Raw genomic sequence first — 25866 nt, forward strand, 5'->3', positions numbered from 1 at the left:
ACCGTAATGCTAACCTATCCGCAGACGTTACATTCGACTGAGCTGAGCACACTGCCCCAAGTGCTTGCGATTGGTCAATTCGACGGACTGCATCTCGGACATGCAAGTGTCATTTTATCAGCTGTCCGCATTGCGCGGGAAACGGGCATGCAGGCAGCGGTCATGACCTTTCATCCACATCCGAAGGAAGTTATGCGCAAAGGGGATTACGAGGGTTATTTAACTCCCTTGAGAGATAAAGAAGAGATCTTGGCAGGAATGGGCGTTGATGTACTCTATGTGGTGGAGTTCAATGAGGATTTCTCACGGTTGACGCCGCAACAATTCGTACACGACTTGTTGATTCCTCTTCAGACACGAACAGCGGTGGTGGGTTTTGACTTCCGTTTTGGTCACAAGGGTGCAGGGGATGAACAACTTCTTCGTACTTTGGGAGAAGGAGAGATGACGGTGGAAACCGTTCCTCCTTTCTTGTTAAATGGTGAAAAAGTAAGCAGTTCTCTCATTCGTGGCCTGTTGAAGCGTGGGGAGATGGATGAGGCCAGTCATTGGCTTGGCCGACCTTACAGCATCAGAGGAACCGTCATTCACGGGGAGAAGCGTGGACGAACGATTGGATTTCCTACAGCCAACCTTGAACTCACGGATCATTACGTTACCCCGTCGAAGGGTGTTTACGCTGTTCGTGTGCAGTATGGCGAACAGGAACTGCGTGGGGTAATGAATCTCGGTGTGAAACCTACGTTTCACGAAAGCGGGATGAAACCTACGTTTGAAGTGCACCTGCTTGATTTTGATGGACACTTATATGACCAGGAACTAAAGGTTGAGCTCGTTCACTATATTCGTGCAGAACGAAAGTTTGACTCCATTGATGCATTAATTAGCCAGATTCGTGAAGATGCATTAACTGCCGGCCGCCTGTTATCTTAAAGGTTCAGGATTAAATGCATGTTTACATTTACTTTAACTAGGCAATTATGATATACTGTACTACGTTGTCGATTGAGACAACATTAACCTTGGCTTGGTTGCTTGCTCTCACCGGCGGTGACGAGGCTAATGGCGATTATATTGAAGGAGGTGAACAGGATGGCATTGACTCAAGAACGTAAACAACAACTGATCGACGAGCACAAAACTCACGAGTCCGATACAGGATCTCCAGAGGTGCAAGTTGCTATCCTTACGGAAAACATCACAAGTTTGACAGACCACTTGCGTACGCATAAGAAAGACCACCACTCACGTCGTGGACTTTTGAAAATGGTAGGTCAACGTCGTAAGCTTTTGGCTTATGTGAAAAACAAAGATGTTAAACGTTACAGCGCACTGATCGAAAAACTCGGATTGCGTCGTTAATTATCGTACATGTTTTCAAAATCAACCTGGCTGTTATCCGTCATTCTTTTGTCTAAAAGGACAAGCGGAACTTACAGCCGGGTTGTTTTGTAGATGAACATGTTGCCATATATTTGTAGATGGGGCTCCGTGAGGAGCTTTTGTTGTGCAGGTTAGCATGTTGAAAGTTCCATACATAGCTAATGAATGCAGGACAAGCAGGAAATACTGTGAATATGCAGAATCCATTGAATTAGGAACGAATAAAAGGAGGGGTTTCATGGAACAGCGTGTTGAAATGCAGCTTGGTGGAAGAAAACTTACGCTTGAGACCGGGCGTTTGGCCAAGCAGGCTAATGCTGCCGTTAAGGTAACATACGGGGATACCGTGGTATTGTGTACCGTGACAGCATCAAGTGAGCCGAAAGATCTGGACTTTTTCCCATTAACGGTGAACTATGAAGAAAGATTGTACGCCGTAGGTAAAATCCCGGGAGGATTTATTAAACGTGAAGGCAGACCGAGTGAGAAAGCGATTCTTTCAAGCCGTCTGACAGACCGTCCAATTCGTCCTTTGTTCCCGGAAGGCTTCCGGAATGATGTACAAGTTCTGAATATCGTTATGAGTGTGGATCAGGACTGCGAACCGCAAATCGCTGCAATGATTGGTACATCAGCAGCATTGAGCATTTCGGATGTTCCATTCAGCGGACCGATTGGTGGCGTGAAAGTTGGACGTATTGATGGCGAGTTCATCATTAACCCAACGATTGCACAGCTTGAAGTTAGTGATATTGAACTGGTTGTTGCAGGAACCAAGGATGCCATCATGATGGTTGAGGCCGAAGCAAACGAAGTGCCGGAAGAAGTGATGCTCGAAGCAATCATGTTTGGACATGATGAGATCCAAAATATTATTGCTGTAATCGAACAACTTGTGCAAGTTGCTGGAAAAGAAAAAATGGCTGTTAAGTTGCGTACCGTTAATGCTGAAGTTAACAGCAGTGTGCGTGAATTCGCCAGCGCTCGTCTGGTCGAAGCGGTTAAAATCGCCGAGAAGCATGCTCGTCAAGATGCAATCGATGTAGTGAATGACGAAACCGTTGCTCACTTTGAAGAGAAATATATTGAAAGTCCGGAATTGTTCAAAGACGTGAAGGAAGTTCTGCACGATATCGTCAAAGAAGAAGTGCGCCGTCTGATCACGCATGATAAAGTTCGTCCGGATGGACGTGGACTTGCTGAAATTCGCCCAATTGAATGTGATACATCTCTGTTGCCACGTGCACACGGTACAGGACTGTTTACGCGCGGTCAAACGCAAGCACTTAGCGTTTGTACACTTGGTGCACTGGGTGATGTTCAGATTTTGGACGGAATCAGTCTTGAAGAAACGAAACGATTCATGCATCACTATAACTTCCCACCATTCAGCGTAGGTGAAGCTCGTCCATTGCGGGCTCCGGGCCGTCGTGAAATCGGACATGGTGCTCTGGGTGAGCGTGCTCTTTCCAAAGTAATCCCTTCCGAAACGGATTTCCCATACACGATTCGTTTGGTATCTGAAGTTCTGGAATCCAACGGCTCATCATCTCAGGCAAGTATCTGTGCCAGCACTTTAGCTATGATGGATGCAGGTGTACCAATCAAAGCTCCGGTTGCGGGTGTAGCTATGGGTCTGATCAAAGATGGAGATCATGTATCCATTCTGAGTGATATTCAAGGTATGGAAGATCACCTCGGTGACATGGACTTTAAAGTAGCTGGAACACCTGATGGTGTAACCGCGATTCAAATGGACATTAAAATTGCTGGTATTAACCGTCAAATTTTGTCTGATGCATTGGCGCAAGCCAAAGAAGGTCGTATGCACATTTTGGGCAAAATGAACGAAATTTTGAAAACTCCACGTGAGCAGTTATCACAATATGCGCCTAAAATTACAACGATGCATATCAATCCGGACAAAATCCGTGATGTTATCGGTGCAGGTGGTAAAATTATCAATAAAATCATCGAAGAAACCGGTGTTAAAATTGATATTGAACAGGATGGACGTGTCTTTATCGCTTCTTCCAACCAGGAGATGAATGATAAAGCCAAAGCGATCATCGAAGGTATTGTGCGCGAAGTATTGGTCGGCGAGATTTATGTCGGCAAAGTAAAACGCGTAGAAAAATTCGGTGCATTCGTTGAAGTACTTCCGAACAAAGAAGGTCTGGTACACATCTCGCAACTGTCAACTGAACGTGTTGCCAAAGTGGAAGATGTTGTAGCTATCGGTGATTCCATTACGGTAAAAGTAACGGAAATTGACCCACAAGGTCGAATCAACTTGTCCCGTAAAGCAGTTTTGACTGCTGAAGCTCCGGCTCAATCCTAGGATACCGAAGCGACAGGTTATAAATGGATAGATTGAATGAAGAGACAGAATGTGAATTTCTGGCTCTTTTTTTAACGTTTAAATACGTAAAGCAAGGATGAAACCATGGCTTAGCATTCATATTTTTGCCCTTGTCCTCATATGATGGGGACAAAGACGGCGGGAGGATGGAGCTGTGGGAAACCAATCCAAAAAGCTGGCGGCTGTTCTGGCGGGTGTGACTGCGGTCATATTGATCGGACAAGTTGGCAGTGTACGTACATACATTACGGAGATCCGTGATGGGCCAGGTACGCAAAATGCTTTTGACATGTTTAAGGAGGCAACTGGAGAAGATGCGCTGTTGTCTGCGATTCGGGATAAAGCGGCTGAAACGAAAATTGCTCCGGTAAATGCCAGAGTGGATCGGGTATGGAAAGCGATTCCTGGTTATAATGGCATGGAGATTGATGTGGAAGCGACATATCGTAAGGCGCTGAGTGGAACGTTGAATACCAAAATAGCGTATGTCTACCGTCAGATTGAACCGGAGATCCAGCTTAAGGATTTGGGTGCACATCCGATCTATCGGGGGAATGCAAACAAACCGATGGTTTCTTTTATGATTAATGTGGCCTGGGGGAACGAATACATCAAACCGATGCTGGATACGCTCGATGCCGAGAAAGTGAAGGCTACTTTTTTTCTGGATGGAAGTTGGTTAAGCAAAAATGTTGAACTGGCCAAAGAAATTCAGAAGCGTGGGCATGAGATGTCCAACCATGCATATTCTCACCCTAATATGAGTCGATTGAGCGCAGAACGGGCCAAGCTGGAAATTAGCAAAACCCAGGATCTGCTCCATAAAACACTGGGCGTAGAGAATCGTTGGTTTGCTCCGCCATCCGGTGACTTTAATCAGAAGACCGTTGACATTGCTTCATCCATGGGACTGCACACCGTGTTATGGACAGTAGATACTGTGGATTGGCGTAAGCCAAGCCCGGATGCCGTTGTTGCCAAAATTGCTAAAAATACCGAGGCTGGAACGTTAATTCTAATGCACCCTACAGCTGCTTCTTCGGGAGCTTTAAAGGGCATGATTCAATCCATACGGGCCAAAGGTTTGGTGCTCGGAACAGTAAGTGAGACGCTGTCTTCGGAACGTGTAAATACGTCTGCGGTTGAGTGAACGTTGTTTTTTTGTTAATATCAAACAGTTGGAACCAAATGTCGATTTCAATTTTAAGGTTGAGATCAAGGCAATTATAGAGATGTAGGAGGGCCAACCATGAAAAAAATTCAGCTGGGCAATGGCCTCAGAGTTGTCATGGAACAGATACCGACCTGCCGTTCTGTGTCTTTCGGAATATGGGTCAAGACAGGTTCGCGCAATGAGCAACCAGCAAGTAACGGAGTATCACATTTTATTGAACACATGTTATTCAAGGGAACAGATCGTTATGATGCCAAGGCGATTGCGGAGCAGTTCGATGCGATTGGCGGTAACGTGAATGCATTCACCTCCAAAGAATATACGTGTTATTATGCTAAAGTGTTGGATGAACATTTGCCGATTGCGGTTGATGTATTGTCTGATATGTTTTTCCGCTCCAAAATGGATGATGGTGAATTGATCAAGGAGAAAAACGTCATTCTGGAAGAAATCTCGATGTATGAAGATACGCCTGATGATATGGTTCATGATCTGATGGCCTTGGCCGCCTATGGTGAGCATCCACTCGCATACCCAATCCTGGGTACGGAAGAACGTCTCAAAGCGATGGATTCCAGCCATCTGCGTGCATATATGAAGGAGCACTACACGATTGAGAACACGGTCATTAGTATCGCGGGTAATATTGATGACAGTGTAATCGATCTGATGGAGAAGCATTTTGGTGCTTTTGATGTAAATGGAGTATCGGAAGCAGTCACGATGCCAGCCTTCCAAAGCGGACAGCTCTTTCACAAAAAGAAAACGGAACAGAATCATATCTGTATTTCGTTCCCGGGCTGTAAAATCGGAGATCCGCTGCAATTCGCTATGGTTGTTCTGAATAACGCCATTGGTGGAGGCATGAGCTCCAGGCTGTTCCAGGAAATTCGTGAGAAACGGGGTCTTGCGTACTCCGTGTATTCCTATCATAGCTCTCATGCGGACAGCGGACTTTTCACGATATACGCAGGTACAGCACCGAAACAGACCAAAGAAGTGCTCGATCTGACCAAAGAGGTTCTACGCGACCTGGCTGTTAACGGCTTGTCCGAAGATGAACTTCGTAAAGGAAAAGAACAGCTGAAAGGCAGCTTGATTCTAAGCTTGGAAAGCACAGGCAGTCGCATGAATCGTCTGGGTAAAAACGAGCTCATGCTGGGCAGACACCATACACTGGATGAGATGATTGCCAAAATTGAGCAAGTTACCATGGACGATATTAACGCGGTACTAGATCTGATGTTTGCTGAACCTTTTGCACTTGCTATGGTTGGCGCTTCAGATAAGACGATCGCTGGATTGAGAAGGGATGATTTTGTTGCATTACGTTCAAATACAGAAACTGCCGGGCAATGAAGATATTAAACTGCCTCAAAAAATGTCGGAGCTGGCATCCGGCTTTGATGTAGTAGCTGCACTTCAGGAAGATGTTGTATTGCAGCCGGGTCAGCGTACGCTGATTCCTACCGGACTTGCGATGGCAATGCCAGCTGGATTGGAAGCACAGATTCGCCCTCGGAGCGGACTGGCTTTCAAACATGGTATTACTTGCCTCAACACACCGGGGACCATTGATGCGGATTATCGCGGAGAAGTTAAAGTTCTGTTGATTAATTTGGGTCAGGAACCGTTCACAATTGTACGGGGAGAGCGCATCGCACAGATCGTCTTCCAGACCGTGCCTGCGGTTGAATTGACTGAAGTGAATGAACTTTCGGAAACGGTACGTGGCGAAGGTGGATTCGGTCATACCGGGAAATAAGCAGCGTAAATATACCTATTCTTTAGAGTCGTCCCTGACAGGGGCGGCTCTTTTTTACATTTGAGAAACGGACGGTGGAATGCAATTATTGTTTTCACCCCCCTGTGGGCCCCTGCATACGATAAGGCATACATGTGGTGAAAGGAGTGACGTCCCGATGCTGACCGGAGTCCGGATTGTAGTCCTGGGCGGAGATGCGCGGCAGCTTGAAGTCATTCAAAAGTGCGCTGAGCTGGATGCAACGGTAAGTGTGGTGGGTTTCGATAAAATAGAGCGTTCCATTCCAGGGATCGAGCACCAGGAACTGGAGGATGAAGTGTTTGCTTCCGCAGATGTACTCGTACTGCCTGTTGTCGGTTGCGATGAGCAGGGAAAAGTAAGTACTTCATTCAGTGACACACCGATCTATTTGAAAAAGGAACATATTGCAGCATTACCAGAGCATTGTATTGTGTTCACAGGTATGGCAAAGCCGTTCTTGCGCGAACTTAGTCTTGAAAATGGGCTGCGACTTGTTGAAGTACTTGATCGTGATGATATTGCACTTTATAACTCTATTCCAACAGCTGAGGGAGCCATCGCCATAGCAATTCGGGAGACGGACTTCACAATCCATGGTTCGGAATGCATTGTGCTTGGCATTGGTCGAACAGGATTCACAATGGCCAAAACACTGCAGGGACTTGGAGCAAATGTACGGGTGGGAATCAGGCGGGAAGAGGATGCTGCCCGCGCTACAATAATGGGCTGGAAGCCTTTCATGACAACGGATTTGGCCGCTCAGACCGGGGAAGTTGACTTGCTTTTTAATACGATACCGACTATGATAATCACAGCACAAATCCTGTCCAGAATGCCGCAAAAGGCTGTCATTATCGACCTCGCATCCGCTCCTGGCGGCTGTGATTTCAGGTATGCCGAGAAACGCGGTATCAAAGCGCTACTTGCGCCAGGCCTCCCCGGCATTGTTGCTCCCAAAACGGCTGGCGGCATTATTGCCGACGCGTTGATCCGTTTGCTTTTGGAAGAACAGAACGCACGGGAGGTTAAATCATGAACTGGCAGGGAAAAACGGTAGGTTATGCAATTACGGGTTCTCATTGTACGTTTGAAGAGGTTATGCCGGTAATTAGCCGCTTCGTAGCTGAAGGTGCCAACGTCGTTCCGATTATTTCGAATTCGGTTCTGACGACGGATACACGCTTTGGTACGGCGCAAAATTGGCAAAAACAGTTGAAAGATATAACAGGTAATGATATCATTTCTACAATTGTTGAAGCGGAGCCATTAGGGCCTTCCAAGCTGCTTGATGTGCTGGTTATTGCTCCATGCACAGGGAATACAACAAGCAAGCTGGCTAATGCGATGACCGACAGTCCAGTGCTAATGGCAGCCAAAGCGCAGATGCGCAATCAGCGTCCACTTGTGCTCGCGATTTCCACGAATGACGGTCTGGGCTTGAATGCTGCGAATATCGCCAAATTGCTTGTGGCTAAATACTTGTATTTTGTGCCATTTGGGCAAGACGATCCAGTGAAAAAACCAAACTCGTTAGTCGCCAAAATGGAATTGATTCCAGAGGCTTGCTGGAGTGCTCTTGAGGGCAAACAGTTGCAGCCGATGATTGTGGAGCGTTCTTCACAGGCTTGATGGAACAATGATTCGGTGACAACGTTTATACGCTTGGAGAAATGAAGAAGGGTTCGAGAGACAAAGAAAATCATGGGGGACAATATGCTGGATTGAACAGCTACTATGTCCACGTTCCTGTCTATAAGGCATTCCTGCTTGCGGGCAGTACAGGTTAAGCAAGCGGGAGAGGTCTATTGTGAATGTATGCATCATGACCTCGATAACAACCGCGACCTTTGATTTGCGATTGTCCCAGACAATTACAGAAAATAAGGAGCGGCATGGAATGCCGTATAAAATGCTGAAATTATCGCATCAGAACGCTCCCTAGAGTGATCCATTTGTTGATTTGACCCGTGTCCAGTCTTCTTGCGTACACAAATGGAGGAATAAAGATGCGTATCATGGTACAGAAATTCGGAGGCACGTCTCTCTCCACTGTTCAGGCGAGAGAGCATGTGCTCCGTCATGTTAAACGTGAACTTGAAGCAGGATTGAGTCTGGTCATCGTTGTGTCTGCGATGGGGCGCCGCGGCGAGCCATATGCGACCGATACGTTGCTGGACTGGGCTGCACAGAACGGAAACGCACTATCCGCACGCGAAAAGGATTTACTGCTGTGCTGTGGTGAAATCATATCGGCGACAACGTTGAGCAGTTTACTCGAACATGAAGGCATTCCAACTACAGTGCTGACCGGTGCACAAGCAGGTTTTGTGACGGACGACAATTTCGGGAATGCCCGGATATTGGATGTCCGTCCTGTTCGTGTGTTGGAGCAGCTTCAGCTTGGCCGTGTCGTTGTTGTAACCGGATTCCAGGGGCAGACAGAGAACGGAGACTTCACGACATTGGGTCGTGGGGGAAGCGATACGTCTGCTACAGCTCTCGGTGCAGCATTACGTGCTGAAATGGTGGATATCTACACAGATGTGAACGGGATACTCACCGCTGATCCGCGAATTGTTGAGGATGCACGTCCACTGACTGTTGTGAGTTATGCAGAGATCTGTAACATGGCCCACCACGGGGCCAAGGTAATCCATCCACGTGCGGTTGAGATTGCGATGCAATCCCAGATTCCAGTGCGGGTAAGATCTACTTTTGCAGACACGGAAGGAACTCTGGTTACGCATCCGGAAGGATTCCAGGATGTGCAGACAGGCATTGTTGACCGTTATGTAACAGGCATCGCCTACGTGAGCAATGTAACGCAAATTACGGTGGATGTGCCTGGTGGTGGTGCAGATCGATTGCAACTCAAAGTGTTCAAAACCATGGCTGAGAATTCAATCAGCGTTGATTTTATTAATGTTACCCCCTCGGGAGTTGTCTATACGGTTTTTGACAGTGATTCCGAGAAAGCCATACAGGTATTGCAGGAGATAGGTCTCAAGCCACAAAGCCTGTCCGGTTGTGCCAAAGTGTCCGTCATTGGCGGAGGCATTAATGGTGTACCTGGAATCATGGCTCGAATCGTGGAGTCCTTGACAGTGGCAGACATTCAGATCCTGCAATCGGCAGATTCGAATACAACGATCTGGGTACTCGTAAAAAAAGAAGATATGGTTCAGGCCCTGAGGGCACTTCACGCCTCATTCGAACTTCATTTGTAAATAACTGAAGTTAGAGGAGCCAAACCTGTTTTGAAGGAGGAATCGAATTGGACTTTGGAAGATTGATTACAGCAATGGTCACTCCGTTCAATGAACAAGGAGAGATTCATTGGGAGGAAACGGCACGTCTAATCGACTATCTAATTGTAGATCAAAAGTCGGAGACGCTTGTGGTTTCTGGAACAACAGGGGAGTCTCCAACACTTAGTGATACTGAGAAAGTTCAATTATTCGAATTTGCAGTGAAACATGCGGCCGGTCGGTGCAAAATTATAGCCGGAACGGGAAGCAATAACACGGCACATTCCATCCATTTGACACAGGAAGCTGAACGTGCCGGAGTGGATGGCATTTTGTTGGTTGTTCCGTATTACAACAAACCTAGCCAAGAAGGTTTGTTCAAACATTTTGAAGCGATTGCAGGCTCCACCAAGCTGCCAATTATGCTCTACAACGTGCCTGGGCGTACAGTAACCAGCCTGTCAGCAGAGACAACGCTTCGTCTTGCACAGATTCCTAACATCGTCGCTACGAAGGAATGTGCGTCTATGGAGCAGGTTACGCTGATTGCAGCAAGTGCTCCGGAAAATTTCAGAGTTTATTCCGGTGATGATGCTTCAGGCTTACCAGCGATTGCGGTTGGAGCACATGGAATTGTCAGCGTGGCCAGTCATGTCGTAGGAGCAGAAATGAAGAAAATGATTGACGCCTTCTATGGCGGAGCACCTCTTCAGGCTGCTCAGATTCATCAGCAGTTGTTCCCGGTGTTCAAAGGCCTGTTTGAGTGTCCACAGCCTCTACCAAACCCTGTAGCGGTGAAATATGCGCTGACATTGCGTGGTCTAGACGTTGGTTCCGTACGGTTGCCCCTTATTCCCCCAACGGAAGAGGAGCAGGTTTATATCAAAGGTTTGCTTAATTTGTAATCATTTTGGTTGTATATGGACTATTTTATTAATCATGGGAATATCCTTCAGATCAGCAAAAGAACCGCTCCTCTTCGTAGAGGCTGCGGTTCTTTTTTTTACGAGTAATGTGAGGTTTCTTTTCCACTGCTAAGGGGAAACCTACAGGTTAACGAGAGAGTGACTTGTTTTTTTTGTTTTTAATCATGTATAATGATGTCAAGTGACTGGGTGCGGTATTTTTTTGAAATTGAAAGCGACATCGCTTCGTGGTGTAGCTTTGCGGTGAAAAAGGAAGGAACGGCTAAGAGGGAATTTCAACTCCAACTTGTTGGTCAAAGGGAATAACTTCGAAGAACTTCTTCCAAATATCGTGAATAAAGGTGTTCTTTTGCATTCATCCCGATAGGTGGGTATGTGATGTATGGACTACTTTTCTTAACTTACAAATAAATAATAAGGTACGACGTCCAACTACCATAGGAGGTTTAGATTCATTTGTCTAAGAAAAATAATAACGATAAACTGATGATTTTTGCTTTGGGCGGCGTAGGCGAGATTGGTAAAAACATGTACGTCATCCAATACGCCAACGACATTGTAGTCGTAGATGCTGGTCTTAAATTCCCGGAAGAAGATATGCTTGGTATTGATATTGTCATCCCTGACATTTCTTACCTGACTGAGAACCGTGACAAAGTAAGAGGAATCATTCTTACTCACGGACATGAGGATCACATTGGTGGTCTGCCATATGTTCTCAAACATCTGAATGTTCCTGTATACGGAACAAGACTTACGCTTGGACTTGTAGAAAACAAGTTGAAAGAAGCGAATTTGCTGGGTGATACAAAACGTATTCTGATTGATGCTGATTCCGAGATCCAACTTGGATCTGTTCTGAAAGCATCGTTCTTCGCTACTAACCATAGTATTCCGGATTCTGTTGGTGTATGTGTCGAAACACCGGAAGGTGCAGTTGTTCACACAGGTGACTTCAAATTCGACCATACTCCAGTCAATGGTCAATATGCAGATCTTCAGCGTATGGCACAGATCGGAACAAATGGCGTGTTAGCGCTGTTGTCCGACAGTACGAACGCTGAGAAACCTGGATTCACACCATCGGAGAAAAATGTGGGTATCGTGCTGGAAGATATCTTCCGTAAAGCAAGTCAACGTGTTGTTGTAGCGACATTTGCTTCCAACGTACACCGTATCCAACAGGTGATCAATGCAGCAGAAGTGACTGGACGTAAAGTTGCAGTTATCGGACGCAGCATGGTGAACGTGGTTGGTATTGCTTCAGAACTGGGTTATCTTGAGATTCCGGATGGCATGATCATTGAACCTGAAGAAGTAGGCAAGATGGCAGCTGATCGTGTCGTGATTCTCTGCACAGGAAGTCAAGGAGAGCCAATGTCAGCACTGACACGTATGGCTCGTTCCACACACCGTAAAGTGGACATCCTGCCAGGTGACACCGTCATTATCGCAGCAACTCCGGTTCCAGGTAATGAGAAATATGTAGGCCGTACGATTGATGAACTGTTCCGTCTGGGTGCTAACGTGCATTACAGCGGTGCTAACAGTGGCGTCCACGTATCTGGTCACGGTAGCCAGGAAGAGCTGAAACTGATGCTCAACCTGATGAAACCGAAATTCTTCTTGCCAATTCACGGTGAATTCCGTATGCAGCGTCGCCACGCGGTTCTTGCTGAATCTGTAGGGGTAGAACCTGAGAACATTTTCATCACGGATATCGGTGAAGTGATTGAAATTCAAGGTGGAGCAGCACGTAGAGCAGGTAAAGTTACTGCAGGTAATGTGTTGATCGACGGCTTGGGTGTAGGCGATGTGGGTAACATTGTACTTCGTGACCGCAAATTGTTGTCACAAGATGGTATCCTTGTTGTTGTGGTAACACTGAGCAAACAGGATGGAAAAATTGTTTCCGGTCCTGACATCATCTCTCGCGGATTTGTGTATGTACGTGAATCGGAAGGACTACTGGATGAGGCCAACCGGATCGTTAGCAGCACATTGCAGAAGTTGATGAGTGAGAACGTTAACGAGTGGGCTTCACTCAAAACAAATGTTAAAGATGCACTGGGACGCTTCCTGTATGAGCAAACTCGTCGTAGACCGATGATTTTGCCAATCATTATGGAAGTTTAAAATAGGCTAAACAAAAACATATATTCAGGCACACAGTCGCCCCTTCTCTACGAGTAATATTGGACGGTTCCTCGTAGAGAAGGGGCTTTTTTTGCGTTTTCAGGAAGATCTGCGATAAGTCAATATGTGAAGCAATTTGATGTAGCGGGTATAAGGCGGTTGGAAAAGTCCCCATACTAAGGAAATACATTAAATGTTTCTGGAGAAGGGGATTATTGAAATGAATGAACGTATGAATGACAAGCAGGCATCAAGATCCAATCAACCGGAAGTTGAAGCGCCGGAAATTCCGATTCAGGAGGAAAAGGCCATCTCTCCCGTGACAGAGACTATTCAGCAATTTGGGCAGACACAGTCTCCTGCAGGTGAGTCGAATATTTTCTGCATGACCATTATTGGACAGGTCGAAGGGCATTTGATTTTGCCGCCACAAAATAAAACAACAAAGTATGAACATATCATTCCACAGCTGGTGGCCGCAGAACAAAATCAGCGTATTGAAGGTATACTGATCATTTTGAACACGGTAGGTGGAGATGTAGAGGCGGGTCTAGCCATTGCAGAGATGATTGCTTCTCTAAGCAAACCTACGGTGACTGTGGTCATTGGAGGCGGGCATAGCATTGGAGTACCGATTGCTGTAGCTTCAACATATTCCCTGATTGCCGGAAGTGCAACGATGACGATCCATCCGATTCGGATGAACGGCCTTGTCATTGGTGTACCTCAAACGTTTGAGTATATGGAGAAAATGCAGGAAAGGGTTGTTCGGTTCGTGACTTCTCATTCGAATATCTCTGAAGAGATGTTCAAAGAACTAATGTTTAAGACTGGTGAGTTGAATCGGGATATTGGTACAGCTGTAGGAAGCGCAGATGCAGTGAAACATGGATTAATGGATGCAGTGGGCGGGATTGGACAGGCTATTGCTCAGTTAAATCAGCTCATAGGAGACAAGAGACAGACCCTGCAGGCGGGAGGTTATACCCAATGACACTATATACCGTGATGCCTCCTGAACAACTCTGGTCGGGAATGTGGAAAGAGGGCGAAGATACGAGGGAGATCAAGATGAATGGTTTATTGATGCAGGTGAGACCTGTTAATGACAATGAAGCCGTTATCGTACGTTTGCTGGATTGTCCACTTGAAGCCTATCTCAATCCTGCTAATATGCCTGGTTCGACCATTCCGCTTTCGGGTAACTTGGGATCAGCATAACGCGACGAATTCAGACAAATTGAGCAGAAAAAGAACATATGTACGGATTATATTTGTATGGTATAATATTCTTCTGGGGGTGACCTGATTTTGGCCAGAAGAAAAAAGAGGAAAAAAAAGGGCGCTGGTTTTAGCGGCGTTTTAAAATATGAAATTTACGGGATTGTGCTTATTACCCTTGCTGTCATAGCATTATCGGGTGAAGCCACCGTTGGACGTTCGCTTTCCAAGATGTTCGGACTGATGCTTGGTAAGTTTTATTTTGCGATTCCACTTGTTGGTATTTATTATGGTCTCATGGTGATGATTCACCGGAAATGGCCGAGTGGTTGGACCACACGCAAGACAGGACTTGTTTTGCTGGTCTTTGCCTTAACCTTGATGAGTACTGTCTCTGCAATGCACCAGAAGCTCATTCCGGTTGGTGCGCTTGAGCCTGGTGCTGTGATTACGCAGGTACATAATGATATGCAAACCGAGTTGCTAACCCCTGCTGTGCCAGGTGAGAGGGACTCCATGCTTAACAAGGACATCAGCGGTGGTTATCTCGGAGCTGGGCAATTTGCTCTTTTCCTGTGGCTGTTCGGCAGTCTTGGGGCGAGACTCATCATGATTGTCATGTTTATCATCAGTTTTATGCTGATTACGAGTCTATCTTATGTGGATTTGATACGAATATTCCGAACAAAGATTTGGGATGCCGGGAGTTCGATGTACAAAAAGCTGGAGTCGAGACCCTCTGCACGTTCTGCTTCAACTTCTGATGCCAGAAAGAAAGGTAACGCCCGTAAAGTGGTACCTGTTCCTGTTGAAGATGACGAAGACGAGTATGAGGATGAATTAGAGGAACAGCATCTACCAAAACGAAACTCGCCCATATTCTTCCAACTTTTTGGGAAATGGGGAGCTAAACGGGAACAGGCGACATCAGGACGTGAAATGGATGAGGTCGATTCGGCAGAAACAGAACAGATTGTGTACCGCGCCGAACAAGATCACAATCTAGAGGCGTGGCAGGATGCAACCGAAGACGTAACTAACAAATCAGCTTCATCACGTGTTCCTGTTCAGGCTAAACCTAACTCAGCGCCGATCATTCGAGACTTTTTTGAGCATGTCAGAACAGAAGAGGCAAGCATTGAAGATGATCTGGACGATGCTTATCCTTTCCCGGATAATCTGGCCGATCCAAACCTAGTACAACAGGGCGAGCATACCATTAAAATAACGGATGAACTGGTAGAGACAGAGTGGTCTGCATCCGATGCAGGTACAAACGGGATGAATGCTGTGGATGAGATTCAGAGTGGAGAAGAAGTACCTAATGATGCAATGCAGGGAACAGATACTCCAACTCCTGAAGGGCAGGACACACAACCGGTGAAACCACCACCGCCACCTCCTAAGCCGTACAAGCTACCATCATTCCGTCTACTTGCCAAGCCAAACAATGGGGGCAAGGCGGGTGACCAGAAGGATTATATGCAAACAGCACGTAAGCTGGAAGCCACACTGGAAAGCTTCGGTGTTCGTGCCAAAGTACTTGAAGTGGTTCGTGGTCCTGCCGTTACAAGATATGAAATTCAACCTGACATTGGTGTCAAGGTCAGCAGAATTGTCAGCCTAACTGATGATATCGCGTTGGCTCTGGCGGCAAAAGATATTCGGATGGAAGCACCGATTCCCGGAAAGTCTGCTATTGGTATCGAAGTACCTAATGGTGAAGTATCGGTTGTAACGATGCGTGAAGTAATGGAGACAGCAACGTTCCAGGAGGCAGAATCCAAAGTGACCATTGCATTTGGCCGAGATATCTCGGGACAGACGATTATTGGTAACTTGGCTCGTATGCCCCATTTGTTGGTTGCGGGTGCTACAGGTTCCGGTAAGTCGGTGTGTATTAACGGAATTATTACCAGCATATTGTACAAAGCCAAGCCGGATGAAGTGAAGTTCCTGATGGTCGATCCTAAGATGGTTGAGTTGAACGTATATAACGGGATTCCCCATTTGCTGGCACCGGTAGTAACTGATCCTAAGAGAGCGTCACTTGCTCTCAAAAAGATTGTGGTTGAGATGGAGAAACGATATGAACTGTTCTCCAAATCAGGCACTCGTAACGTTGAAGGTTACAATAATCTGATGAAAGATAATCCTGCGGCTGTTCTGCCTTATATTGTTGTCATAGTGGATGAGCTTGCAGATCTCATGATGGTTGCTGCCGGAGATGTGGAGGATGCCATTGCACGACTCGCTCAGATGGCTCGTGCAGCCGGTATCCATTTGATTATTGCTACACAGCGGCCTTCTGTGGATGTTATTACTGGCGTAATCAAAGCCAACATACCTTCTCGTATCGCCTTCGGTGTATCCTCACAGGTGGATTCTCGAACCATTCTGGATATGGGTGGGGCCGAGAAACTGTTGGGTCGCGGAGACATGTTATTCATGCCAATGGGCGCATCGAAACCGGTTCGTGTACAAGGTGCTTTTATGAGTGATGAAGAAGTGGAAAATATTGTTAATTATGTACGTGGTCAAGGTGAAGCACAGTATGATGAGTCCCTTGTACCTGAGGTGGACGACTCTATCCAGGCTGAAGATGAAGTACAGGACGAGTTATACGAAAAGGCAGTGCAGATTATTCTGGAGGCCAAGCAAGCGTCTGTTTCTCTGCTACAACGTCGAATGCGAGTAGGATACACCCGTGCCGCACGTTTGATTGACTCCATGGAATCCCGGGGCGTGATTGGTCCTTACGAGGGTAGCAAACCACGGGAAGTGTTGGTCTCGCTTGAAGAGTACCAACAAAACAAAATAAGCTCGTAGCTTGTAATGCACATGAATATTCAGGCGATTCGAGCCCTCAACCTTAATGGTTGGGGGCTTTTTTCATACAATTTGACTGAAGTTTTACCATGATGTCCAATGATCGGATGATTTGGTGCATAGGAAGCAAGCAGGCTTGTCATAATAACCTTAGCGATTCTGTTAATCCCACAAGAGAAAGGTAGAGCACAGTCGATGCGAAAAATGAACATATGGCTTTTCACTGCTATTTTGCTGATGTCCGCATTGGGAATCCGTTATTTGCTTCCTGAGAATGCAGCAACCGAAAGTTCGAATCAAAGCACATCACAAGTTGAAGAGAAAGCCTTGCCTACTTTCAGCAGCAACGCTGTGAAATATGGAAGTTACGGTCAGGATGTATATGAGCTTCAGGGGCGTCTGAAGTACCTGGGATTTTACAATGGTAAAATCGACAGTAATTTTGGCAGCAGCACACTGAAATCCGTCAAATGGTTTCAATCCGAGTTTGGAATGAAGGCAGATGGTGTGGTTGGAGCTGAGACCAAGCTCAAGCTGTACAATGCGTCAACCAAATGGTCGCCAACAGAGCCGCCGCTACACAAGGAATCCTCAGGTGGAGGTGGAGGTAGCAACAATACGGCAGATAAAGAGCAAGACAATATGGGATCTGCCAATGCCCTTGGTCTCTCAGAGAATGAACTCAAGATTATGGCTAACGCTGTATATGGTGAAGCCCGGGGTGAACCGTTTGAAGGTCAAGTCGCAGTAGCAGCAGTAATTATGAATCGCGTGAAATCACCAAGCTTTCCAAATACGCCTTCAGGCGTGATCTTTCAACCAGGTGCATTTACGGCTGTAGCGGACGGACAGATCTATCTGGAACCAAACGCACAAGCCAAAAAGGCAGTTGAGCAGGCCCTGAATGGATGGGATCCGTCCGGTGGATGTCTCTATTATTTTAACCCGAAGACAGCAACATCCAAATGGATCTGGACCCGCCCACAAGTGAAAACAATCGGACAGCATATCTTTTGTATGTGATGATGTTGGAAGCAACCAGAAGGCGTGACTTCGGTTGCTTCTTGCCTTTTGCATGGGTTAAAATGGTTGTTACGTTTAGCTTAATACGATTGCATGATAAATGACGCCGTAAAGGGGTTTTGACATTTGAATACATCAGGATTCGAACGAGGTAGCAAGAGACAGTTTCGTATACATGTGCTTCCCACTAAACGTTTTAAAACGTTTGCTATATCGTTATATGCAGGAGTTCCCTTACGGGAAGATACAGTAACCAAAGTAGCGCTGACACCTTTTGTTCTGCGACGCGGCACGGAGTCCTATCCGGAAACAACGCAATTTCGTGAGCAACTGGAGCATCTGTATGGAGCAGGTTTTGGTTTTGACGTCTATAAACGCGGGGATTACCAGATTGTACAGTTCCGAATGGATACCATTAATGATTCCTTTGTTGGAGGGGATGAACAGCTACTGGATCGTTCATTTGCTTTCCTAGGAGAGGTTCTTACCCGACCTGCACAGGAGAATGGACATTTCAGGACGTCTTATGTACAAGCAGAGCGAGAGACTGTTCGTAAAAAGCTGGAGTCCATCGTGAACGATAAAATGCGCTATGCCGCTGAACGCAGTATCGAGGAAATGTGCAAGAACGAGCCGTACCGTCTTCATCCACTGGGTGAGCGAAAGGATCTGCCCGGGATTGAGCCTGACACACTTACTGCGTCTTATCAGGAGTGGCTGCAGCAGGCGAGTATGGATCTGTACGTGGTAGGGGATACGACACTGGAGGAGGTCGAGAACCTTGTTCAGCGTCATTTCAATGTAGATCGAACGTCCTCCTCTGATTACCAGACACAGGCAGCGGTTCGAGGAGATAAGGAAGTGGAGACCGTTGTTGAGCGACTGAATGTGAGTCAGGGAAAACTAAATATGGGACTCCGTACATCTATCACTTATGGAGATCCACAGTATGCCGCAGCACTAATGTACAACGGGATTCTCGGTGGTTATCCTCATTCCAAACTGTTTGTCAATGTTCGTGAAAAAGAAAGCCTGGCGTATTACGCGTCATCGCGATATGACGGACATAAGGGCATTGCAACGATTCAATCCGGGATTGAAATCCCTAATTATGAGAAGGCTGTCACCATTATCAAGCAGCAGCTGGAAGAAATGAAAAGCGGTACAATCAGTGATCTGGAAATGTCTCAGACCAAAGCAATGATCCGTAACCTGCTTAAGGAAATGCAGGATTCTGCTTTTGAGATGATCGCTTATGACTTCAATCGACAGTTGTCTGGCAAAGAAAGAACGGCTGAAGAACTGTTGGCTCAGGTAGAACATATTAGCAAGGAAGATGTACGTGAGGCGGCAGAACAATTCCGTCTGGATACGATTTATTTCTTGCGGGATGAGAAGGAGGAATAATCGGTGGAGAGCATTCGGTATGAGCATTTGCAGGAGACACTATATTACGAAGTAATGGATAACGGACTGCATGTCTATATTTTGCCTAAACCGGGATTCCAGAAAACGTATGCCACGTTTGCAACCAAGTATGGATCGGTGGATAATCATTTTCAGGTTGAAGGACAGGAAGAAGTAAAGGTCCCGGATGGGATTGCCCATTTCCTGGAGCATAAAATGTTTGAAGAACCAACAGGCGATATTTTTGCAACATTTGCGTCTCACGGTGCCTCAGCTAATGCGTTTACGAGCTTTGATCAGACGGTTTATTTGTTTTCAGCGACTGAATATGTGAATGAAAATATACAAACATTAGTCAACTTTGTGCAAAATCCTTACTTCACGGATCAAAATGTGGAAAAGGAAAAAGGCATTATTGGACAGGAAATTGACATGTATGCTGATAATCCGGATTGGCGTGTTTATTTTGGATTGATCGAAGCCATGTATCAGAAACATCCGGTGCATATCGATATTGCAGGAACGGTGGAATCCATCCGTACGATTACAAAAGAGATGTTGTATGAGTGTTATAACACCTTCTATCACCCGAGTAATATGCTTTTGTTTGTGGTGGGTGGTGTAGATCCACAAGAAGTCATTGATATGGTTCGATCGAACCAGGAGCAGAAGGATTATAAGCCACAGGGGAGCATTCAACGTTTCTTCGAACCGGAGCCTGAGCAGGTAGGAGAAGCCAGACGGGAAGCGAAACTGGCTGTTTCACTGCCCAAATGTCTGTTTGGATTCAAGGAGACGGACGTTGGACTTACTGGGGAACAATTGTTACGGCGAGATATGACAACACAGCTGATGATGGATCTTTTGTTTGGCTCAAGCACACGATTATTTCAGAAGCTCTATGATGAAGATCTGATCTCGGACAGCTTTGGACATGAGTATAACAGTTCGCCGCAATATGCGTTTTCAGCCATTGGTGGTGATACAAAAGACCCGGATCAACTGCTTGCGCGTATACGTGAAGAAGTGGATGCCATTGTAGAAAAAGGGTTCGAATCCACGGATTTTGAACGTGCACGCAAAAAGAAAATAGGCGGATATTTGCGTATGCTCAATTCTCCGGAGAACATTGCGCATGAATTTACACGTCAGCAATTCCGTGGCGGTGATTTTTTCAATATGCTGCCGCTCTATGAATCGATTACACTGGAAGATGTAAATCTCAGACTGAGAGAGCATATTCGGTGGGATCATCTGGCTGTATCGCTAGTCGTGAGTCCTTGATATGGAGAGGAGAACGGGACAATTGAAGGCAATCGGGGAAATGACTGTACTGGTAACTGGCGCAAGCGGTGGCATCGGAGCGGCTATCGCAGAACGCTTTGCCAGAGTGGGAATGAATGTTGTTATACACTATATGAAATCGCATGAAGCAGCGAATGAAGCCGCCAGACGGTGCATGGAACAAGGCAGCGGAAAAATCATGACCGTGTCTGCGGATCTTCGCAGCCGGGAACAGATTGAGCGTATGCGTGAGAAGCTGGAGTCGCACAATCTCATGCCAGATATCCTTGTGAACAATGCAGGAATCTCGCACTATGGGATGTTGGCTGATGTTACAGAGGAGATCTGGGATGAAGTGATGGCGATTAACCTCAAAGGCACGTTTATGTGTACACAGGAAATGATGCCTCACATGATCTCCCAAAGGTACGGCCGGATCATTAATGTATCGTCGATCTGGGGGCTGTCTGGTGCTTCTTGTGAGGTGCTGTATTCCACAACCAAGGGTGGGGTGAATGCATTCACCAAAGCGCTTGCGAAAGAACTCGCGCCTTCCGGAGTAACCGTAAATGCCGTTGCTCCTGGTGCCGTTCAGACATCCATGCTGAGCCATCTGGATCAGAGTGAACTGAAGATGCTGGAAGAGGAAATTCCGGCAGGAAGACTTGCTCAACCTGATGAAATCTCATCATTGGTTTATTTTTTGGCTCTCCCTGAATCGGGTTATATCAATGGGCAGATCATCAGTCCAAATGGCGGTTGGTTAACGTAAAAAAAGCAAGAAAACTTGACTGGCTGTGAATGAACCAGGTGAAGGTTGCTGAGAAGCAGTCGTCTTCCGGATTATTTTCAAAATGCTCGTATATAAAATGCTTCGAAAGCACATATTACAACTGTTGATTTTAAATCTCATGCGTCATCTAAGGAGGATTTATCATGTCAACAGAAAAAACAGTGCTCTCCAGTTTTGACACATGGAAGAAGTTCCTGGGTGACCGCGTACTGCAAGCAGAGAAGATGGGGATGAGTGAAGAAACCATCAACAAACTTGCGTATGAAATCGGCGACTTCCTTGATGAGAAAGTCGATCCGGCGAACCATTCCAACCGGGCATTGAAAGAGTTATGGGATGTCGGCGATGCTGATGAGCGTCGTACGATTGCGTGCCTGATGGTCAAATTGGCCAAACAAAACGCATAAGATTACAGATGAAGAGCTCCCGCAAGGGGGCTTTTCTCTAATGATTACAAACGGATTACAGAGCTGTTCTTGTAATTCATTTTCATTTTATATATCATTAACGTGACCCATTTGTAGAAGATGTCTCAGATTGTTGTCCAGTGGATATGTTCTGTTGCTGTCGAATAATGGGGAATAATGCATTACGGGGTGTTGAAATGGAATCTAAACAATGGTACATGGAATATAAAATACATAAGAACAGACCCGGTTTGTTAGGCGATATTGCCTCTATGCTGGGGATGCTTGAAGTGAATATATTGACCATTAACGGTGTTGAAGGCAAAACTCGAGGCATGTTGCTTGAATCGGATGATGATGAAAAAATCCGTTTGCTTGGTGAAATGCTTGGCAAAGTAAACAGCATCACCGTATCGGCTTTGCGGCAACCTAAATTGGTGGATATTTTGGCCGTACGTCATGGCAGATACATTGACCGTGACTCGGATGATCGCAAGACATTTCGTTTTACACGAGATGAACTTGGGTTACTTGTGGACTTTTTGGGTGAAGTATTTAAGAGGGAAGGCAATCAGGTCATCGGTTTGCGCGGAATGCCTCGTGTTGGCAAAACGGAGTCTATTATTGCGGGCAGCGTATGTGCAATGAAGCGATGGACGTTTGTTTCCTCCACACTTCTTCGTCAGACGATAAGGAGTCAAATGTCCGAAGACGAATTGAACCCGAACAATGTCTTCATCATTGACGGAATTGTAAGTACGATTCGTTCCAGTGAGCGGCATTACAACCTGTTGCAGGATATTATGTCCATGCCTAGCACCAAAGTTATTGAACATCCGGATATTTTTGTACAGGAATCCGAATATGATTTTAATGATTTTGATATTATTATTGAATTGCGTAACATTCCCAATGAAGAGATTATTTATGATACGTTTACGGCTAGCTACACCGATGAATTGTAAGGAACCGTACGGAATCATGGAATAGATTAGCAACAACTCAAGAGATAAACATAAGGAGGAGATGGCATGTCTGAACTGGGTCAGCAGTTAAGGGAGGCCCGGCTGCAAAAAGGGATGAGTCTTGACGATGTACAGGAAATGACAAAAATTCGCAAGAGGTATCTGGAGGCCATAGAAGCAGGAGACTATAAAGTGCTGCCGGGTAGCTTCTATGTGCGTGCTTTCATCAAAACCTATGCGGAGACCGTGGGACTGAACCCTGATGAGCTGCTGGAGGGACACAAAAAAGACGTACCCGAAGAAGAGACGGAAGCAACGATGGAACCGGTTATTCAGAAGCGTTCCAGCCGTCCGGTTGAGCGTAGTAATCGGTGGATGTCTGTCGCGTTGATGTGGACATTCCCTGTATTGATCGTAGTACTGTTGTATGTATACGTGGTGTATAACAATGGTGATGAATCAGATAATCCGGGTCTTGATCAGGTCAAAATTACAGACAGTCAACAACAGCCTGAGGATAAACCAGATCCACCTGCCGACAACGGACAGGCATCTAATCCGCCTGCGACAGATTCAGGTACTGACGGTACTGGTGAGGGCGACGCTGGGGGTAATGGTGGCGGTACAGACACTGAAGGACAGACGGACGGTCAAACTGATGGCCAAACGGACGGACAGACGGATGAAACTGAGGAAAAACCAACTGACAATTCACCGTCTAATGTGACTGTTGCAGAAGATGGGAAATCAGGGAATATTACGAACTTTAAAGTTAACGGTAGTGCAGGGCAACCTGTAACGGTTACGATCAAAGCAACAGGTCATAGCTGGCTGGAAGTGTATAAAGGCGAAAACTCCAGTGGAGAGAAGTTGGAGTATGGTAACACAGCCGAAGGTGACAGCTATACCTTTGAGCTTGATAGTACAGGCATGTATATTAAGTCCGGTTACGCTGCAGCGACCACGATTGAGGTTGGCGGGCAGGTTGTAACGGATGGCAAGGCGACCAATCGGATCCGTTTGAAGCTTGGTGAAGATAGTAGTGACACTACTTCTTCCACAGGTGTTGAAAATGGATCAACGGACGGTACAGGGGGTACCACGGGTAGCGAATAACCGGGTCAACTGCAGGAGACAATAATCGTGTCTTAACTTGCAGTTAACTTTTGGTGAAGTGAGGTGGATGGCTGTGACAGTCAGCTGGATCGTAACAGGTTTAGGGATCATTGTCAGCCTCCTAGGTTATTACCTGACTCCAAGTGCTTGGGGTTACGGAATATTGGGTTTTGGACTTGCACATGTACTTTTGGGTGTGCTCGATATGTTCAGACAGCCCAACCGCAGCCGCTATTAGGTTGGAAGCTAAACCAGCAAGCATTTTTGGCAGCCACTTGAAGTGGAAGCCAAAAATGCTTTTTTCTTTGTGTAAAACAGCTTGAAATTAGACTTTTGCTTAAGGTATCCTCTATAATGTTACAGAACATACGATTAACTGAAAGGGTGACTGGTTTGAGCTCAGAAAATTCATTTGATATCGTGTCCAAAATGGACTTGCAAGAACTGACAAATGCCGTTACACAAACCGAGAAAGAAATTGGCGCTCGTTATGACTTCAAGGGCAGCAAGAGCAGCCTGAAGCTGGATAAGGATGCGTTAACGATCGTATCTGATGATGAGACCAAACTCAAGGCTGTCATTGAAGTGCTGCAATCCAAAATGGCGAAGCGTGGTCTACCATTGAAAAACATTGATTACGCAAAGGTAGAGCCAGCGTCTTCTGGTACAGTCCGCCAGCGTTTGAATTTTAAACAGGGGATTGATCAGGACATCGCCAAGAAAATCAATATCCTGATTCGGGATTCCAAGATGAAGGTGAAGAGTCAGATTCAGGGAGATCAACTTCGGGTAACTGGTAAGAGTAAAAATGATTTGCAAGCTGTCATGCAGTTGCTAAATGGTGCTAACCTGCCTCTGGATTTGCAATATACAAATTTCAAGTAATAAGGCCTTTTTGTAGCAAAAGTGTTTTTTGACACGGTATTGGGCGTATATTATACTAAGTGTGCATTGCTGGCAGTCAAGCATCAAGTCCAGTCCTCATCGTTTGCTGACTTTGTGAAAAGCAGTACATCTTCTGGAAGTCACCGGAACGTTTAAAGCGTTTTGCTTTTGAGCGGTTGACTTTATTTTTTGCGTTTCTACATAGTGGGATCATGTTAATATGGATTGACATTGAAACTGTACATTTCATGTTCCGGATGATGATAACGGGATTATGATGATTGTTTGGAGTAATGGAGGATATGAGGGAGGGCGTCTTGTGAATTTACCCAACCGGATTACGCTTGCACGAATTTGCTTAATCCCTTTTTTGATGGTGTTCCTGCTCGTGGATTTTCCATTTTATCCAGAGCCGTTGCAGCTTGGAAGCTTGTCGCTTCCGTATAATCAACTGATTGCTGCTGTTATTTTTATCATCGCCGCAAGCACAGATGGAATTGACGGATACCTTGCGCGGAAAAATAACATGGTTACCAATCTGGGGAAACTGCTCGATCCACTCGCAGACAAGTTGCTGGTTACTGCAGTTTTGATCTCGCTTGTGGAGATGGGCAAGCTGGATTCCTGGATTGCAGTTGTCATTATTAGTCGTGAATTTGCAGTTACCGGCTTGCGTCAAATTGCATTGCTGGATGGTTCGGTTGTTGCCGCCAGTGCTTGGGGCAAGCTGAAGACTGTAGTGCAGATTGTGGCGATTGTGCTGTTGCTGTTGAACAATTTCCCGTTTTCATACACGGGTATTCACGTCGATATTATCGCGGTATGGGCAGCAGCGCTTATTACCATCTGGTCGGGTATCGATTACTTTATCAAAAACAAAAACCTGCTTCATTTAACAAAAGCATAATGGTTTGTTCTTAA

General features: G+C 46.0%; 24 protein-coding genes. All 24 read left to right on the forward strand.

Annotation, left to right across the window (positions count from 1 at the left end):
* Positions 1–6 precede the first annotated feature (6 nt).
* The 24 genes from MHH25_RS11635 (at position 7) to pgsA (ending at position 25852) form a co-directional block, all read left to right on the forward strand.
* Positions 7–933, forward strand: coding sequence for a bifunctional riboflavin kinase/FAD synthetase (locus MHH25_RS11635; RefSeq protein WP_100529444.1), 927 nt, complete (start codon positions 7–9; stop codon positions 931–933).
* 159 nt (positions 934–1092) lie between these two features.
* Positions 1093–1362, forward strand: a complete 270-nt coding sequence (gene rpsO, locus MHH25_RS11640) for a 30S ribosomal protein S15 (protein WP_017689136.1) — start codon at positions 1093–1095, stop codon at positions 1360–1362.
* Between the two features lie 259 nt (positions 1363–1621).
* Positions 1622–3724 carry a polyribonucleotide nucleotidyltransferase gene (gene pnp / locus MHH25_RS11645; protein ID WP_340020013.1) on the forward strand — a complete coding sequence of 701 codons (2103 nt, stop codon included), beginning with the start codon at positions 1622–1624 and terminating at the stop codon, positions 3722–3724.
* 175 nt (positions 3725–3899) lie between these two features.
* Entirely contained in the window at positions 3900–4895 is a 996-nt protein-coding gene (locus MHH25_RS11650; RefSeq protein WP_127543747.1) for a polysaccharide deacetylase family protein, read from the forward strand.
* 99 nt (positions 4896–4994) lie between these two features.
* Positions 4995–6278, forward strand: a complete 1284-nt coding sequence (locus MHH25_RS11655; protein ID WP_036670399.1) for a pitrilysin family protein — start codon at positions 4995–4997, stop codon at positions 6276–6278.
* Complete coding sequence (gene dut / locus MHH25_RS11660; RefSeq protein ID WP_017689132.1) at positions 6238–6684, forward strand: dUTP diphosphatase; 447 nt, start codon at positions 6238–6240, stop codon at positions 6682–6684. The genes MHH25_RS11655 and dut overlap by 41 nt, the downstream gene beginning before the upstream one ends.
* A gap of 157 nt (positions 6685–6841) precedes the next feature.
* Complete coding sequence (dpsA, locus tag MHH25_RS11665; protein ID WP_036609288.1) at positions 6842–7741, forward strand: dipicolinate synthase subunit DpsA; 900 nt, start codon at positions 6842–6844, stop codon at positions 7739–7741.
* A complete protein-coding gene (locus MHH25_RS11670; RefSeq protein WP_017689130.1) occupies positions 7738–8334 on the forward strand; it encodes a dipicolinate synthase subunit B in 597 nt (198 codons plus the stop codon). Before dpsA ends, MHH25_RS11670 begins: the two co-directional genes overlap by 4 nt.
* A gap of 377 nt (positions 8335–8711) precedes the next feature.
* The gene (gene dapG, locus MHH25_RS11675) at positions 8712–9932 is read left to right on the forward strand and encodes an aspartate kinase (RefSeq protein WP_340020014.1); all 1221 of its coding nucleotides are present in this window, start codon (positions 8712–8714) and stop codon (positions 9930–9932) included.
* Positions 9933–9979: 47 nt separating this feature from the next.
* The gene (gene dapA, locus MHH25_RS11680; RefSeq protein ID WP_036670403.1) at positions 9980–10858 is read left to right on the forward strand and encodes a 4-hydroxy-tetrahydrodipicolinate synthase; all 879 of its coding nucleotides are present in this window, start codon (positions 9980–9982) and stop codon (positions 10856–10858) included.
* 477 nt (positions 10859–11335) lie between these two features.
* Positions 11336–13015: a ribonuclease J gene (locus tag MHH25_RS11685; protein WP_036609284.1), complete on the forward strand. Its 1680-nt coding sequence runs from the start codon at positions 11336–11338 to the stop codon at positions 13013–13015.
* Between the two features lie 220 nt (positions 13016–13235).
* Positions 13236–14009 (forward strand): ATP-dependent Clp protease proteolytic subunit, encoded by a 774-nt coding sequence (locus MHH25_RS11690; RefSeq protein WP_235193785.1) that lies wholly within the window; start codon positions 13236–13238, stop codon positions 14007–14009.
* On the forward strand, positions 14006–14236 hold the full coding sequence (locus MHH25_RS11695; RefSeq protein ID WP_036609282.1) for a YlzJ-like family protein: 231 nt from the start codon (positions 14006–14008) through the stop codon (positions 14234–14236). The genes MHH25_RS11690 and MHH25_RS11695 overlap by 4 nt, the downstream gene beginning before the upstream one ends.
* Positions 14237–14326: 90 nt before the next feature.
* The gene (locus MHH25_RS11700; RefSeq protein WP_340020015.1) at positions 14327–17065 is read left to right on the forward strand and encodes a DNA translocase FtsK; all 2739 of its coding nucleotides are present in this window, start codon (positions 14327–14329) and stop codon (positions 17063–17065) included.
* Between the two features lie 195 nt (positions 17066–17260).
* Positions 17261–18088: a spore cortex-lytic enzyme gene (gene sleB / locus MHH25_RS11705; protein ID WP_076318532.1), complete on the forward strand. Its 828-nt coding sequence runs from the start codon at positions 17261–17263 to the stop codon at positions 18086–18088.
* 126 nt (positions 18089–18214) lie between these two features.
* Positions 18215–19495 (forward strand): pitrilysin family protein, encoded by a 1281-nt coding sequence (locus tag MHH25_RS11710; RefSeq protein WP_340020016.1) that lies wholly within the window; start codon positions 18215–18217, stop codon positions 19493–19495.
* 3 nt (positions 19496–19498) lie between these two features.
* Positions 19499–20779, forward strand: a complete 1281-nt coding sequence (locus tag MHH25_RS11715) for a pitrilysin family protein (RefSeq protein ID WP_076249795.1) — start codon at positions 19499–19501, stop codon at positions 20777–20779.
* Position 20780: 1 nt separating this feature from the next.
* Positions 20781–21551 carry a 3-oxoacyl-ACP reductase FabG gene (gene fabG / locus MHH25_RS11720; RefSeq protein WP_340020017.1) on the forward strand — a complete coding sequence of 257 codons (771 nt, stop codon included), beginning with the start codon at positions 20781–20783 and terminating at the stop codon, positions 21549–21551.
* 164 nt (positions 21552–21715) lie between these two features.
* Positions 21716–21979, forward strand: coding sequence for a DUF3243 domain-containing protein (locus tag MHH25_RS11725; RefSeq protein WP_017689119.1), 264 nt, complete (start codon positions 21716–21718; stop codon positions 21977–21979).
* 197 nt (positions 21980–22176) lie between these two features.
* A complete protein-coding gene (locus tag MHH25_RS11730) occupies positions 22177–22944 on the forward strand; it encodes a DUF3388 domain-containing protein (protein WP_036609270.1) in 768 nt (255 codons plus the stop codon).
* Between the two features lie 66 nt (positions 22945–23010).
* Complete coding sequence (locus MHH25_RS11735; protein WP_340020018.1) at positions 23011–24060, forward strand: RodZ domain-containing protein; 1050 nt, start codon at positions 23011–23013, stop codon at positions 24058–24060.
* A 67-nt stretch (positions 24061–24127) separates the two neighbouring features.
* The gene (locus MHH25_RS11740; protein WP_017689116.1) at positions 24128–24298 is read left to right on the forward strand and encodes a hypothetical protein; all 171 of its coding nucleotides are present in this window, start codon (positions 24128–24130) and stop codon (positions 24296–24298) included.
* Positions 24299–24453: 155 nt separating this feature from the next.
* The gene (locus MHH25_RS11745) at positions 24454–24945 is read left to right on the forward strand and encodes a YajQ family cyclic di-GMP-binding protein (protein WP_036609266.1); all 492 of its coding nucleotides are present in this window, start codon (positions 24454–24456) and stop codon (positions 24943–24945) included.
* Positions 24946–25264: 319 nt separating this feature from the next.
* Positions 25265–25852, forward strand: coding sequence for a CDP-diacylglycerol--glycerol-3-phosphate 3-phosphatidyltransferase (gene pgsA / locus MHH25_RS11750; RefSeq protein ID WP_017689114.1), 588 nt, complete (start codon positions 25265–25267; stop codon positions 25850–25852).
* Positions 25853–25866 lie beyond the last annotated feature (14 nt).

This window comes from Paenibacillus sp. FSL H3-0457 (genome assembly GCF_037981725.1).
GTDB lineage: Bacteria > Bacillota > Bacilli > Paenibacillales > Paenibacillaceae > Paenibacillus > Paenibacillus amylolyticus.